The 14,785-nt window shown below is 66.7% G+C and carries 10 protein-coding genes and 1 pseudogene; 1 reads left to right on the plus strand and 10 read right to left on the minus strand.

Annotation, left to right across the window (positions count from 1 at the left end; translation table 11 throughout):
• Positions 1-4 precede the first annotated feature (4 nt).
• Positions 5-1,282 (minus strand): cytochrome P450, encoded by a 1,278-nt coding sequence (locus ACFU4Z_RS31140; protein WP_379070201.1) that lies wholly within the window; start codon positions 1,280-1,282, stop codon positions 5-7.
• A 536-nt stretch (positions 1,283-1,818) separates the two neighbouring features.
• Here ACFU4Z_RS31140 and ACFU4Z_RS31145 point away from each other — a divergent pair.
• Complete coding sequence (locus tag ACFU4Z_RS31145; RefSeq protein WP_379070203.1) at positions 1,819-2,556, plus strand: SDR family NAD(P)-dependent oxidoreductase; 738 nt, start codon at positions 1,819-1,821, stop codon at positions 2,554-2,556.
• Positions 2,557-2,636: 80 nt separating this feature from the next.
• Here the strand turns inward: ACFU4Z_RS31145 and nuoN are convergent, their stop codons facing one another.
• The 9 genes and pseudogenes from nuoN to nuoF all read right to left on the minus strand — a co-directional run bounded on the left by nuoN (position 2,637) and on the right by nuoF (position 14,784).
• Positions 2,637-4,262: an NADH-quinone oxidoreductase subunit NuoN gene (nuoN, locus tag ACFU4Z_RS31150; RefSeq protein ID WP_379070206.1), complete on the minus strand. Its 1,626-nt coding sequence runs from the start codon at positions 4,260-4,262 to the stop codon at positions 2,637-2,639.
• Positions 4,263-4,366: 104 nt separating this feature from the next.
• Positions 4,367-5,992 carry an NADH-quinone oxidoreductase subunit M gene (locus ACFU4Z_RS31155; RefSeq protein WP_379070209.1) on the minus strand — a complete coding sequence of 542 codons (1,626 nt, stop codon included), beginning with the start codon at positions 5,990-5,992 and terminating at the stop codon, positions 4,367-4,369.
• The gene (nuoL, locus tag ACFU4Z_RS31160) at positions 5,989-7,878 is read right to left on the minus strand and encodes an NADH-quinone oxidoreductase subunit L (RefSeq protein ID WP_379070212.1); all 1,890 of its coding nucleotides are present in this window, start codon (positions 7,876-7,878) and stop codon (positions 5,989-5,991) included. Before nuoL ends, ACFU4Z_RS31155 begins: the two co-directional genes overlap by 4 nt.
• 1 nt (position 7,879) lies before the next feature.
• Entirely contained in the window at positions 7,880-8,179 is a 300-nt protein-coding gene (nuoK, locus tag ACFU4Z_RS31165) for an NADH-quinone oxidoreductase subunit NuoK (protein WP_107656630.1), read from the minus strand.
• A gap of 15 nt (positions 8,180-8,194) precedes the next feature.
• On the minus strand, positions 8,195-9,049 hold the full coding sequence (locus ACFU4Z_RS31170) for an NADH-quinone oxidoreductase subunit J (RefSeq protein WP_379070215.1): 855 nt from the start codon (positions 9,047-9,049) through the stop codon (positions 8,195-8,197).
• Complete coding sequence (gene nuoI, locus ACFU4Z_RS31175; protein ID WP_379070415.1) at positions 9,046-9,654, minus strand: NADH-quinone oxidoreductase subunit NuoI; 609 nt, start codon at positions 9,652-9,654, stop codon at positions 9,046-9,048. The genes ACFU4Z_RS31170 and nuoI overlap by 4 nt, the downstream gene beginning before the upstream one ends.
• A pseudogene (nuoH, locus tag ACFU4Z_RS31180) lies at positions 9,637-10,944 on the minus strand (NADH-quinone oxidoreductase subunit NuoH); the annotation flags it as partial. The pseudogene nuoH and the gene nuoI, both read right to left, overlap by 18 nt.
• On the minus strand, positions 10,937-13,447 hold the full coding sequence (locus ACFU4Z_RS31185) for an NADH-quinone oxidoreductase subunit G (protein WP_379070418.1): 2,511 nt from the start codon (positions 13,445-13,447) through the stop codon (positions 10,937-10,939). The pseudogene nuoH and the gene ACFU4Z_RS31185, both read right to left, overlap by 8 nt.
• A gap of 23 nt (positions 13,448-13,470) precedes the next feature.
• Complete coding sequence (gene nuoF / locus ACFU4Z_RS31190; protein WP_379070217.1) at positions 13,471-14,784, minus strand: NADH-quinone oxidoreductase subunit NuoF; 1,314 nt, start codon at positions 14,782-14,784, stop codon at positions 13,471-13,473.
• Position 14,785: the final 1 nt, after the last annotated feature.

A 14,785-nucleotide genomic window follows, 5' to 3' on the forward strand; every position in this document is an offset into this window, starting at 1 on the left:
CTCCTTACACCAGGTTCAACGGAGGGGACTTGGGGAACACGACCGGCAACGCGGCCATCGCCCGGTGGAAAGGACCCGGCCGCCAGACCAATTCGTCCTGCGGCACGGCCAGTTGCATCTCAGGAAGGGCGTCGAGCAGCTGATCGATAGCATCCTGGACGACCATGTACGCCAACGACTTGGCCGGGCAGGCGTGCGGCCCGGCGCTCCACGCCAGATGCGAGCGATTGCCGGTGCGGTCGCCACCGCGGATCTCGGGGTCGTTGTTGCAGCCGGCGAGGCTGATGAGGACCGGCTGATGTGCGGGCAGCCAGGTGTTTTCGATGAGGATCGGCTGCTTCGGGTAACTCATGCAGTAGTTCGCCATCGGTGGGTCGTTGAAGAGCACCTCATCGAGCGCGTCGCGCGTCGATAGGCTCCCGCCGAGGACCTCGTCGCCGAACCGGTCGTCGGTGAGCATCAGCAGCAGGGTGTTGGTGATCAGATTCTGTTGCGGTTCGATACCGGCGCCGTAGAAGCTGATCAGCTGGGAGAGCATTTCGGTGTCGTCGAGTTCGGCGGGATGGTGCGCGAGCCGCGAGGTGACATCGTCCCCGGGCGCGGCGCGGCGCAGATGGATCAGCTCCAACAGCGCCTCGCTGAGCGTCTGCATTCCCCATGCGGCGTTGACCGTATCGAAGAGTGCGGCCATTCCGGTCGCGACCCGCTGTCCGATTTCCGTCGGGCAGCCGACCAACTGGTTGATCAGCTCGAAGACCAGCGGTAACGCGTACTGCGACACCAGATCGGCCGAACCGGCCTCGCAGAAAGTATTGATCAGCGGAACGGCGACCTTTTCGACCGTGGAATGTAGCGCGTGTAGGTCGATTCCGTCGATGCTCGCGGTGTACGCCTGTCGATAGCGCGTATGCGCGGTTCCGCTGTTGCGCAGCGCGTTCGGATACCACTCCATCATCGGCTTGATGGGGGAGTCGTCGGGCACGTGCTGCTGCCAGGTCCGCGGGTCGGCCGGAAAATGGTCCGGGTCGTTGAGGATTCGCAATGCGGTGTTGTAGCCGATTACCAAGGTGGCGGGCACATCCGGAGCCAGCTCCATCGGCACCATCGAACCGTACTGGCTGCGCATCTCGCGGTAGGCGCGGTGCGGGTCGGCGGCGAATTCCGGCGTGTGCAGCGAGACCCGCGGACCATCGGTACGGATTGGTGAGCCGTGCGCGACGGGGCAGGTTCCGTTCGTGGCTGCGTTGGGTGCGGCCGACAACGGCGAGTGCGGCTTGGTCATAGGCGTGACTCCAGACGATGGATCAGAACTCGACGAGGTCGGTGATGCGGGCATGCGCCTCGGTCACGTGCGTCGAGAAAGGTCAGGGGTTCGCCGGGGTTTCGACGGTATGCTGCGCGCTTCGATCATCGCCTTACAGCCTCCCGCCACATCGCTTCGTTCAGCCCTTCCTCGCGGTTGCCGACCATCGTGACCCCGGCAAAGAGGTCAGTGCCGAAGACCGGAGTTCTGGCGAGGCCAACCACAGTCTCACCATCGTCACCTCACAGTCCCTGCAGGACAGATGATTTCGACAATCACCGACCGAACAAAGCAAGCCCTTCCAGTCGTCCGAAATCCGACGACTGGCTCACATTAGCAGCAAGACCGCCCGGTCTGCCTCGACGCCGCAACAGTGCGGGCCATCGATCCGGGCGCGCACGGCCCGGCAAATATGCTCATCTGCTATCGATCACATGCGGTTTTTCCGTGGCCGGCGGGCGTGGCGATGTCGACGACGAGTCGTGATGGCAGGCTGGGGGCATGGTGATGGACAAATGAGTCGTGGTGTGTTGGTGACGGGTGCGTCGCGGGGGATCGGACGGGCTATCGCGCACGCGTTCGCCGAGAACGGCGACCGGGTGGCGGTGCACTACGCGACCGGTAAGGACGATGCCGAGAAGACGTTGCGTGGGCTGCCGGGAACCGGACACATGCTTGTCAGCGGGGATGTCGGGTCACCGGAGGAGGCCGAAGCGATCGTCGCGGCGGCCGTCGAGGGGCTCGGCACCGTGCATGTTCTCATCAACAATGCGGCGGTGAACATCGCGCATCCGTTGGCGGAGACCAGCTATGCGGACTGGCAGCAGGCATGGCGCACGACCATGGATGTCAACGTGTTCGGCACCGCCAACGTCTCCTACTGCGCGGCCCGGCACATGATCGACCGCGGTGTCGCGGGCCGCATCGTGAATATCGGCTCCCGGGGCGCGTTCCGCGGCGAACCCGACTACCCCGCATACGGCGCGAGCAAAGCGGGCGTGCACGCTCTCGGTCAATCGCTGGCGGTCTATCTCGCTCCCTACGGAATCGCGGTCGCCTCGGTGGCGCCCGGTTTCGTAGCGACCGAACGCGTCGTGCACCGCGTCACCGATGAAGTCCGAGCCCAGAGCCCCTTCGACCGGGTCGCCGAGCCGGAGGAAATCGCCTCGGCGGTACGGTATCTCGCCTCGGCGGAAGCGACCTGGACCTCGGGTGCGGTGTTGAATGTCAACGGAGCCTCGTACCTGCACTGACGTTCCCGTGCGCGAAATGTCCCGAACGCGAAAGTACCGCCGCACTTCTTGCGTGTGCGGCGGTACCGGTCGGTGCGTGACTAGTGCACGAAGATCGCTGCGCGTTCGGCGATGTCCAGCATCGACTGGGGCAGGATGCCGAGCAGGACTGTTGCTCCCGCGGTGAAGGTGACCACCGCGGTGGTCAGGAATGGGCTGACCACCGCGGGGGCGGCTTCGGGCGGGTCGGTGAAGAACATCAGCACGATGACGCGGACGTAGAAGAAGGCCGCGATGGCGCTGGAGATCACACCGACGAGGACAAGCGGCGTTGCTCCGCCGGCGGCCGCCGCTTGGAAGACGGCGAACTTACTGACGAAGCCGCTGGTCAGGGGCAGGCCCGCGAAGGAGAGCAGGAAAAGGGCGAACACCGTTGCCAGGGCAGGGGAGTGGCGGCCGAGGCCGGCCCACTGGGACATGGCGGTGGCTTCGTCACCGGAGCTGTCCCGAACCAGGCTGACGACGGCGAAGGCGCCGACGGTGCCGATGCCGTAGGCCAGCAAGTAGAACAGGATGGCGGCGACGCCGGCGTCGGTGCCGGCGATCAGGCCGGTGAGAATGAAACCGGCGTGCGCGACCGAGGAGTACGCGAGCATGCGCTTCACGTCGGTCTGGGTGATCGCCATGACCGCGCCGATGAGCATGGTGGCGATGGCGATGGCGGCGAGCACCGGCCGCCAGTCGTCGCGCAGGCCGGGCACCGCGACCTGGAGCAGGCGCAGCAGTGCGCCGACCGAAGCGATCTTCGTTGCGGCGGCCATGAATCCGGTGATCGGCGTCGGCGCGCCCTGGTACACGTCAGGGACCCAGGACTGGAACGGCACCGCGCCGATCTTGAACAGCAGGCCGACCGCGAGCAGGCCGACACCGAGCGTGGCGAGGGTGGTGTTCTCCGGATGCCGCGCTATCGCATCCGCGATACCGCCGAGCCGGACGGTGCCCGCCTGGCCATAGAGCAGGGCGACGCCGTAGAGGAAGAACGCCGACGAGAACGCACCGAGCAGAAAGTATTTGAGCGCTGCTTCCTGGGAGAGCAGCCGCTTGCGACGGGCGAGCCCGCACAGCAGATACAGCGGCAGCGACAGCACCTCGAGCGCGACGAACATCGTGAGCAGATCGTTCGACGCCGGGAAGAGCAGCAGTCCACCGATCGCGAGCATCGTCAGAGGGAACACCTCGGTGGTCGCGACACCCGCTCGGATGGCGGCCATCTCGCCCGCGCCTCCGGGCACCGCGGAGGCTTGCGGCGTGAACGCGTCCAAGCTGCGTCCGACGGTGGCCGCCGCCAGACTCCAGGTGCCGGGACCAGAACGTCCTTCGGCGCGTGGCGGCGCGTCACGCTCGGCGATGAGCAGCAGCGCCAGGATCGAGACCACCAGGATCGTGCCCTGCAGGAACAGTGTGACGCCGTCGATCGACACCGCTCCGACCATCACGGTGGCATTGGTGCCCGAGAGGCGTACGACGGCAACCAGTGCCGCCAGCAAGCCGGCGAGCCCGAGCACCACCTGCGTCGCATACCGATACGGCCGGGGCAGGAACGCTTCGACCAGCACCCCGACCACAGCGACACCGAAAACGATGAGCATCGGCGAGAGCTTGCTGTACTCGATGCTCGGTGCGGGGACCGTGGCGGCGAGCACAGTTCCGTATTCGTAGGAAGTCACTTATGCCGTCCTTGATACGTGGAACATGGTGGCGACCTGCCTGACGGCACCGAAGTGCGCGCCACGGCCGGTACTGAGGCGGTCCGGTTGACGCTCGGCGGCGCTCACTTGTGCTCACCTCCGGTGTGCCCGGTCGCCCCCGCTTCGGGCAGCGACGGCACCGAGGGAGCGGGGTCGTGACGGCCGATGGTGGTCAGCGTCTGCCCGACCGCCGGATTGATGAAGTCCAGCAGCGGTTTCGGGTAGACGCCGAGGAACAGCAGCGCGGCGATCAGTGGTACTACCACGGCGAGTTCGCGGGGCACCAGATCGTAGAGGCGCTCGTTGCCTTCCTTCACCGGGCCGGTCATCATGCGTTGGTAGAGCCACAGCACATACAGCGCGGCGAGCACGAGTGCGCCGGTCGCGATGACGGCGGCGACCTGGTAGCGGCTGAACGTGCCCGCCAGGACCAGGAATTCGCTGACGAACGGGGCGAGGCCGGGCAGCGACAGCGTGGCGAGACCGGCGATGAAGAAGGTGCCCGCGAGCACGGGTGCGACTTTCTGCACCCCGCCGAATTCGGCGATGACCCGGGTACCCCTGCGCGACACCAGGAATCCGGCGATCAGGAACAGCGCGGCGGTCGAAATGCCGTGGTTGACCATGTAGAGGGTCGCGCCGGTTTGTCCCTGGCTCGTCATCGCGAAGATGCCGAGAATGATGAATCCGAAGTGCGAGATCGAGGTGTAAGCGATCAGCCGCATCACGTCGGTCTGGCCGACGGCCAGTAGCGCGCCGTAGATGATGCCGATGACCGCGAGAGTGATCACCAGTGGCGCATACGTACCCGAGGCATCCGGGAACAGCATCAGGCAGTAGCGCAGCATGCCGAAGGTGCCGACCTTGTCGACCACCGCCATCATCAGCACCGCACTCGACGGCGTCGCCGCGACCGCAGCATCGGGCAGCCAGGTGTGCAGCGGCCACAGCGGGGCCTTCACCGCGAACGCGAACATGAATCCGAGGAACAGGGCGTTGAGCACGGCGGGACCGGCGCCGAGCTGGCCGGCGTTGGCCGCGGTGACCACGGTGCGGAAGTCGAAGGTGCCCGCCGAGCCCGCGCCGAGCCCTTCTCGCGCGGTGAGCACATACAGTCCGATCACCGCGGCCAGCATGATCAGCCCACCGAACAGGTTGTAGAGCAGGAACTTCACCGCCGCCCGCGACCGCTGCTGGCGCAGCTGCACATCCGCACTGCGCGGTCCGAAGCCGCCGATGAGGAAGTACATCGGGATGAGCATGGCCTCGAAGAATACGTAGAACAGCAGGATGTCGAGCGAGACGAAGGAAATCAACACCATCGCCTCGACCATGAGGCTGAGCGCGACGTAGGTGTGCACGACGCGGCGGCCGCTGCCGACCTCGCGCTCGTCGTTCCAGCCCGCGAGGATCAGCAGCGGCACCAGCGCCGTGGTGAGCAGTACGAGTACCAGCGCGATCCCGTCGAGTCCCACGGTGTATCCGGCGCCGAAGGCCGGAATCCACTCGTGGTCCTCGACGAACTGATATTGCGCCCCACCGGGATCGAAGCGCACCGCCAACACGATGCCGATCACCAGCACCGCGATCGAGAGGCACAGGGCCAGGCAGCGGGCCAGTGTGCGTTGAGCGGCGGGCAGCAGGAGCACCGCAACAGAGCCGACTGCGGGCAACGCCCACAGCAAGGTCAACCAGGGAAAATCGGTCACCAGATCCTCACCGCCAGCAGGGCGGCGGCCACCAGGGCCGCGCCGGTGAACATGGACAGGGCATAGGAGCGTACGAATCCGGACTGGACGCGCCGGATGCGGCCGGAGAGGCCGCCGATCAGTGCGGCAGTGCCGTTGACGATCCCGTCGATGCCGCGGTTGTCGAGGAAGACGAGGACCCGGGTCAGGTAGGCGCCCGGCCGCATGAACACGCCCTCGTTGAACGCGTCGCCGTAGAGATCCTTGCGAGCCGCGACGGTCAGCGCGCTCACCGGTTCCGGTGCGGTCTCGGGGATTTCACGCTGGGCGTACTGGTAGTAGGCGAACGCGACGCCCACAGCGACGACGATCAGCGCGAACGCGGTGATGACCGCGGCGGGAACGGCCTCTTCACCGTGGTGTGCTCCGACAACGGGTTCCAGCCAGTTCTGCAGCGACGATCCGAGGACGAACAGTCCGCCCGCGGCCACCGATCCGACGGCGAGCAGGATCATCGGTCCCGTCATCACCGCGGGTGACTCGTGCGGGTGGGTGTCGGGTTTCCAGCGGCGTTCGCCGAAGAAGGTCATCAGCATCACTCGCGTCATGTAGAACGCGGTCAGTCCGGCGCCCAGCAGCGTGACGGCGCCGAGCGCGAAACCGCTCATGCCGCCCTGGTTGAACGCTGCTTCGATAATGCGGTCCTTGGAGAAGAACCCGGCGAACGGCGGCACCCCGATGATGGCGAGATAGCCGAGCCCGAAGGTGATGTAGGTGACCGGCAGCAACGTGCGCAGTCCGCCGTAGCGGCGCATGTCGGTCTCCTCGTCCATCGCGTGCATCACCGAACCCGCACCGAGGAACAGTCCGGCCTTGAAGAAGCCGTGGGTGAGCAGATGCATGATGGCGACCGCGTAGCCGGCCGGACCGAGCCCTGCGGCCAGCACCATATAGCCGATCTGGCTCATGGTGCTGGCGGCGAGCGCCTTCTTGATGTCGTCTTTCGCGCAACCGACGATCGCACCGAACAACAGCGTCACCGCGCCGACGAGCACCACCCCGAGCCGGGCATTGGGCGCCAGGTCGAAGATCGGGCCGGACCGGGCGATCAGGTATACGCCCGCGGTGACCATGGTTGCCGCGTGGATGAGCGCCGACACCGGGGTCGGGCCCTCCATCGCGTCACCGAGCCAGGACTGCAGCGGCACCTGCGCGGACTTGCCACACGCGGCCAGCAGCAGCAGCAATCCGATCGCCGTGAGCTTTCCCTCGCTGGCGGCGGACGCTGCGCCGAACACGTCGGTGAAGTTGATCGACCCGAAGGTAGTGAACATGGTGAACATGGCGATCGCCAGGCCCATATCGCCGACCCGGTTGACCACGAAGGCTTTTTTGGCCGCTGTCGCGGCGGACGGCTTTTCGTGCCAGAACCCGATCAGCAGATAGGACGCGAGGCCGACGCCTTCCCAGCCGAGATAGAGCACGAGATAGTTGTTCGCCAGCACCAGCAGCAGCATCGCCGCGAGGAACAGGTTGAGATAAGCGAAGAACCGTCGTCGCGCCGGATCGTGGCTCATATAGCCGATGGAGTAGATGTGGATCAGGGATCCGACTCCGGTGATCAGCAGTGCGAAACAGATGGACAGCTGGTCCAATTGGAGGCCGAAGTCGACCTCGAGTCCCGGCACCGGCACCCAGCTGAACAAGTCCTGGTGGATGGCTCGTTCGGCGTTGTCGCGGTCGAGCATGCTGAAGAATGCCATCCCGGCGACCACGAACGACGCGAGCGCCGCGACCGTGCCGAGCAGGTGACCCCATTTGTTGGTGTACTTCCCGCCGAGCAGCAGGAGGACGGCGCCTGCCAGCGGCAGCGCGGGCAGCAGCCCGAGAGTTGTCATCTCGTCCATGTCAGAACTTCAGCAGGTTGGCGTCGTCGACCGAGGTCGAGCGGCGGGCGCGGAAGATGGTCATGATGATGGCCAGGCCGACGACGACCTCGGCCGCGGCGACCACCATGGTGAAGAAAGCGAACACCTGGCCATCCAGATTGGCATGCAGCCTGGCGAAGGTGACGAAGGCGAGATTCACCGCGTTGAGCATCAACTCGATGCACATGAACACGACGATGGCGTTGCGCCGCAAGAGGACTCCCGCGGCGCCGATCGTGAACAACAGCGCGGACAGGAACAGGTAGTTCTGGGGGTTCACCGTATGCCTTCCTCGTCAGCTCTGTGGGGAATCGTCGGCGGGCGCGTGGTTTTCGGTCCCGTCGGGTGTGCTCGTCGAGCCGACCGAGATGACGGCCGCTTCGGTGAGCGCCCTGGTGCGGCGGTGCCGCAGGATGGTGCTGACCGACAATTCCTCGAAGGACCCGTCCGGCAGTCTGGCCGGGATGTCGACCGCGTTGTGCCTGGCGTAGACGCCGGGTGTGGGCAGCGGGGTGGCGCGGCGCGTGGGATGCAGCGGGTCACCTTGGCTGCGGAACCGGCGTTGCGACATCTCGCGCTGGCCGAGCCGCTGGCCGAACTGCTCGCGGTGCGCGAGCACCATCGCGCCGATGGTGGCGGCGATGAGCAGTGCACCGGTGAGCTCGAAGGCCCACACGTAGCGGATGAAGATCAGCTCGGCGAGCTCGCCGATCACGTCACGACCTGCGAATCCGGTGGCCGGGTAGGTGATTCCGGAGTTTCGGATGCCGTTGGCGATACCGCTGACCAGCAGCAGACCGAAGCCGAGGCCGACCGCGGCGGCGGAAAGCCGTTGCCCGCGAATGGTTTCCCGCAGCGACTCGGCGGAATCGACGCCGACCAGCATGAGCACGAAGAGGAACAACATCATCACCGCGCCGGTGTAGACGACGATCTGCACCACGCCGAGGAACAGGGCGTCCTGGGCGATGTACATGACCGCGAGCGCGATCATCGTCGAGGCGAGGCACAGCGCCGAATGCACTGCCTTGGGTGCGAAGACCATGCCGAGTGCGCCGATCACGGCCAGCGGGGCGAGGATCCAGAAACTGACAGCCTCACCGGTGGAGGCTCGGGTCAGTGGCTCGGCGGCCAGGATCAATGCGTTCACAGCGCGCCTCCTTCCGCGCCCGCGGTGGCGGGCAGCCTCGGGGGAGTGGGTTCCGCCTCGGCGGTGCCACCGGGCACGTTGCCCCGGTAGTAGTCGCCTTCGTCGGCGCCGGGATACATGGCGTGGGGTGGCGCGGTCATGCCCGGCTGCAGTGGGGCGAGCAGCTGGTCCTTCTCGTAGATCAGATCGGCGCGATTGTCGTCGGTCATCTCGTATTCGTTGGTCATCGTCAGCGCCCGTGTCGGGCACGCTTCGATGCACAGACCGCAGCCGATGCAGCGCAGGTAGTTGATCTGATAGACCTGGCCGTAGCGCTCACCCGGCGAGAAGCGCTGCTCCTCAGTGTTGTCCGCGCCCTCGACATAGATGGCGTCGGCGGGACAGGCCCAGGCGCACAGTTCGCAGCCGATGCACTTCTCGAGTCCGTCCGGATGCCGGTTGAGCTGGTGGCGACCGTGATAGCGCGGCGCGGTCGGCACCTTCTGCTCCGGATAGAACTCGGTGTTGGCCTTCTTGAACATGGTCGATGCGGTGACGACGAATCCGGCAAGCGGTGCGAACAGACCGGGTTTCGGCATGGGATGCGTCAGCGCGGGATCGGGCATGGGCGGTGTCGGGAAACCGAGGAACACCGTGGACCCGCCCGCGCCGGATGCCTCGGGACTCGGTTCCGCCACCGGCGGCGGCATGCCGTCCGCGCGTCCGGCCCGCAGGAACATGCCCACCATCAGCACGGAGATGATCAGCCCGCCGATGACCAACGCGGGCGTCTGGACGTGATAGCCCTCGGCCTCCAACACTCGAGCGGTCGCCACCAGCATCACCCACAGCAGCGACGCCGGAATCAGCAGCTTCCAGCCGAGGTTCATGAACTGGTCGTAGCGCAGCCGCGGCAGCGTGCCGCGCAGCCAGATGAACACGAACAGGAACGTCCACACCTTGAGGGTGAACCAGAGCACCGGCCACCAGCCGGAATTGGCGCCGTCCCACATGTTCAGCGGCCACGGTGCGTGCCAGCCGCCGAGGAACAGCGTGGTCGCCAGTGCGGAAACCGTTGCCATGTTGATGTATTCGGCGAGCATGAACATCGCGAACTTGAGCGAGGAGTACTCGGTGTGGAAACCGCCGACGAGCTCGCCCTCGGCCTCGGGCAGGTCGAACGGCGCCCGATTGGTCTCGCCGACCATCGAGACGCAATAGATCAGGAACGACGGCAGCAGCAGGAAGACGTACCAGGTGCCCTCCTGCGCCTTGACGATGCCCGAGGTGGCCATGGTGCCGCCGAGCAGGAACACCGTCGCGAAGCACAGTGCCATCGCGATCTCGTAGGAGATCACCTGCGCGGTCGAGCGCAGGCCGCCCAGCAGCGGGTAGGTGGAGCCGGACGACCACCCGGCGAGCACGATGCCGTAGACGCCGATCGAGGTGATCGCGAGGATGTAGAGCACGGCGACCGGCATATCGGTCAGCTGCAGCGCGGTGCGATGTCCCAGGATCGACACCTCCGGCCCGAACGGGATCACCGCGAACGCCATCACGGCGGGGATCACCGAAATGATCGGCGCCATGATGAAGATCGGCTTGTCCACGATCGTCGGGATGATGTCTTCCTTGAGCGCCATTTTCACGCCGTCGGCGATGGCCTGCAGCGTGCCCTTGGGGCCGACCCGGTTCGGGCCGACCCGCATCTGCATCCAGGCCACGATCTTTCGTTCCAGATACACCGCCATCAACGGGGTGAGCAGCAGGAAGCCGAAGATGGCGAGGGACTTTGCGAGCACGAGCCACAGCGGGTCGTGACCGAAGAGGGCGAACGCGTCAGGCCCGTAGGCGGCAGCGTGCGTAGCCACGGAGGGCCCCGTGGATGTCGCGACGAGCAGAGCCAGATCACTCATGACGGTGTTCCTTCATCCTCTCGTCCGCACGTCGCAGATGAACCACGCCGCCCGGTTGGGTGGCGAGTTGTTCGAAGACCGAACTTCCCGGCGAATTCAGCGGCAGCCAGACCACCCGGTCGGGCAGGTCGGTGATCATCAGCGGCAGTGTGATGGTGCCGCGCTCGGTCACGACGCTGATCGGATCGTCTTCGGCGGCACCGATTTCGGTGGCTGTTGCCTGCGAGAGTCGCACCACCGGCGGGCGTGCGATACCTGCCAGGTTCGGCTCCCCGTCCTGCATCCGGCCCTGGTCCAACAGCATTCGCCAGCCCGCGAGGACAGCGGTGCCCGGTTCGGGCCGGGTGATCGGGTGTGCGCGATGCGCGGGCGGCGCGATGGGCGGACCGTCCCACGCGCCGAGTTCGGCGAGTTCGGCACGGGCCGCGTTGACATCGGGCAGTCCGAGCGGCACGTGCATCTCATCCGCGATCGCCTGGATGACGCGCTGATCCGAGAGGGGAGCCGCCGTACGCCGCACGGCGGAGTCGTGCAGCGCTGCGTCGAATTGCCGCGCCCGGCCCTCCCAGGTGCGGAAGGTGCCGGACTTCTCCATCGCCGAGGCCACGGGGAACACGACATCGGCGCGGTCGGTGATAACACTGTGGCGCAGTTCCAGGCTGACCACGAAGCGGGCGGCGTCGACGGCGGCGAGCGCGGCCTGCGGGTCCGGCAGATCGGCGAGATCGACGCCGCCGATGACCAGAGCGCCGAGGGTGGACGCGGCCTCCAGGATCGCGGCGGTGTCGCGGCCGACGGTCACCGGCAGGTCGGGTACGTTCCAGATGGTCCGAACCTGTTGGCGAGCACGAGGATCCACGACGGGCCTACCGCCCGGGAGCAGGCCGGGCAGTGCGCCCGCCTCCACCGCACCGCGTTCGCCCGCCCGCCGCGGCACCCAGGCCAAGGCGGCGCCGGTTTCATCGGCGAGTCGGACCGCTGCCGAGAGCGCGCCGGGGATTCCGGCGAGCCGCTCGCCGACCATGATCACCGCGCCCGGTTGGCGCAGCAGCCGCGACGCCTCGGTCAACTGTGCGGAATAGACTTCCGCGGTGGCGATTTCACCGGTACGCAGCGTGTCGAGCAGGTGCGGCTCCGCGCCGGGCATCGCCTGCAGCAGGGTGCCGGACATGCGGTCGAGGCCACGTGAGGCGTAGGCGGCCAACGAGTAGACCGGCAGCCCGCGCTTGCGTGCGGCCTTGCGCAGCCGCAGATAGACGATCGGTGATTCCTCCTCCGGCTCGAAACCGGCGAGCAGGACGATCGGCGCCTTCTCCAGGCTGTCGTAGTCGACGGTGACACCCTGCCCCGCGATGCGGGCGGCAAGGAAATCGGCTTCTTCGACCGAATGCACGCGGTTGCGGAAGTCGATGTCGTTGGTGCCGAGGGCAACTCGCGCGAATTTCGCGTAGGCGTAGGCGTCTTCTTCGGTGACGCGGCCGCCGACCAGCACGCCCGCGCTGCCGTGCGCGGCGGCCAAACCTTCCGCGGCGGCGGCGAGTGCCTCCGACCACGAGGCAGGCGCGAGCTTGCCGTCCCAGCCGCGCACCATGGGTGTGGTCAGCCGGTCGCGTTCGGTGGCATACGCGAAAGCCCAGCGACCCTTGTCGCAGTTCCATTCCTCGTTGACCTGGGGATCATCGCCCGCCAGCCGGCGAAGCACCTTGCCGCGGCGATGGTCGGTGCGCTGCGCGCAACCCGACGCGCAATGCTCGCAGACGCTCGGACTCGACACCAGGTCGAACGGACGCGCGCGGAACCGGTAGCTGGTGCCGGTGAGCGCGCCGACCGGGCAGATCTGCACGGTGTTGCCGGAGAAATACGAATCGAGCGGCTCGGCCTGCGCGATGCCGACCTGTTGCAGGGCACCACGATCCATGAGCTCGATGAAGGGGTCACCGGCAACCTGCTGGGAGAACCGCGTGCAGCGGGCACAGAGCACGCAGCGTTCCCGGTCCAGCAGCACCGCCGTGGACAGCGGTATCGGCTTGGGGTAGGTGCGTTTCACGCCGTCGAACCGGGTTTCGGGCCGACCGCTGGACATCGCCTGGTTCTGCAGCGGGCATTCGCCGCCTTTGTCGCAGACCGGGCAGTCGAGAGGATGGTTGATGAGCAGCAGCTCCATCACGCCCTCTTGCGCCTTGTCGGCGACGGCGGAGGTGAGCTGGGTGCGCACCACCATGCCGTCGGTGACGGCCATGGTGCAGGAGGCGACCGGCTTGCGCTGACCCTCCACCTCGACGATGCACTGCCTGCAGGCACCGACCGGGTCGAGCAGCGGGTGGTCGCAGAAGCGGGGGATCTGGGTGCCGATCAGTTCGGCGGCCCGGATCACCAGCGTGCCCGCGGGCACGCTGACGGTGGTGTCGTCGATGGTCACGGTCACCAGATCGGCGGGGACGAGCCCGCTGGTGTTGGCATCAACAGTGGCGCGCCCACCCGTCACTCGTCCGCCACTCCCCATCGAATCGTTACGCGATGCTGTACTCATCGGACTCCTTCGGCCCAGGCAGTGGTGCGCGCGGGATCGAACGGACAGCCGTCGAGGCGCAGATGGTCGATGAACTCCTCGCGGAAGAACTTCAGGGAGGAGATGATCGGGCTGGCCGCGCCGTCACCGAGGGCGCAGAACGACTTGCCGTTGATGGTGTCGCTGATATCGAGCAGCTTGTCCAGATCGGATTCGGTGCCGCGGCCCGCCTCGATGCGCTTCAACAACTGGACGAGCCAGTAGGTGCCCTCGCGGCAGGGTGTGCACTTGCCGCAGGATTCGTGCGCGTAGAACTCGGTCCAGCGTAGGACGGCACGCACGACGCAGGTGGTGTCGTCGAAGATCTGCAACGCCTTGGTGCCCAGCATGGAACCGGCGCCCGCGACGCCCTCGTAGTCCAGCGGCACATCGAGGTGCTCGTCGGTGAACAACGGTGTCGACGAGCCGCCCGGCGTCCAGAACTTCACCCGATGCCCGGCGCGCACACCGCCTGCGTAATCGAGCAGTTCCCGCAGCGTGATGCCGAGCGGCGCTTCGTACTGGCCGGGCCGGGCGACGTGGCCCGACAGGGAGTACAGCGTGAAGCCTGGTGATTTCTCGGTGCCCATGGACCGGAACCAGGCCGTGCCGTTGAGGATGATCGGCGGCACACTGGCAATGGATTCGACGTTGTTCACCACGGTCGGGCAGGCGTAGAGCCCGGCGACGGCGGGGAACGGCGGTCGCAGGCGGGGCTGGCCGCGGCGGCCTTCCAGCGAATCCAGCAGCGCGGTTTCCTCGCCGCAGATGTAGGCGCCCGCACCGGCGTGCACGATCAGCTCGAGGTCGTAGCCGGTGCCGAGGATATTGCGGCCGAGGTACCCGGCCTCGTAGGCCTGGGCCACCGCGGCTTGCAGGCGACGCAGCACCGGCACCACCTCACCGCGCACATAGATGAAGGCGTGCGCCGCGCGGATGGCGTAGGCGGCGATGATCACGCCCTCGATCAGCGTGTGCGGAGTGGCCAGCATGAGCGGAATGTCCTTGCAGGTGCCGGGTTCCGACTCGTCGGCATTGACAACCAGGTAATGCGGCTTGCTGGTGCCGTCGGGGCCTGGACCCTGCGGAATGAAGCTCCACTTCATGCCGGTCGGGAACCCCGCGCCGCCGCGGCCGCGCAGACCCGCGTCCTTGACGGTCTGGATGACCTGATCGGGGTCCATCCGCAGGGCTTTGCGCAGCGCTCGGTAGCCGTCGTGGCGATGGTAGGTGTCCATCGTCCACGATTCGGGGTCGTCCCAGTAGCGGGTGAGAACCGGAGTCAACGTCATA

This window comes from Nocardia sp. NPDC057440, from assembly GCF_042802915.1.
Classification (GTDB): domain Bacteria; phylum Actinomycetota; class Actinomycetes; order Mycobacteriales; family Mycobacteriaceae; genus Nocardia.

Excerpts from the sequence above, each read along its gene's own strand:
- nuoL (WP_379070212.1), bottom strand. The coding sequence starts at position 7,878 with ATGGACGAGATGACAACTCTCGGGCTGCTGCCCGCGCTGCCGCTGGCA.
- ACFU4Z_RS31140 (WP_379070201.1), bottom strand. The coding sequence starts at position 1,282 with ATGACCAAGCCGCACTCGCCGTTGTCGGCCGCACCCAACGCAGCCACG.
- nuoF (WP_379070217.1), bottom strand. The coding sequence starts at position 14,784 with ATGACGTTGACTCCGGTTCTCACCCGCTACTGGGACGACCCCGAATCG.
- nuoI (WP_379070415.1), bottom strand. The coding sequence starts at position 9,654 with ATGCCCGATCCCGCGCTGACGCATCCCATGCCGAAACCCGGTCTGTTC.
- ACFU4Z_RS31145 (WP_379070203.1), top strand. The coding sequence starts at position 1,819 with ATGAGTCGTGGTGTGTTGGTGACGGGTGCGTCGCGGGGGATCGGACGG.
- ACFU4Z_RS31185 (WP_379070418.1), bottom strand. The coding sequence starts at position 13,447 with ATGGGGAGTGGCGGACGAGTGACGGGTGGGCGCGCCACTGTTGATGCC.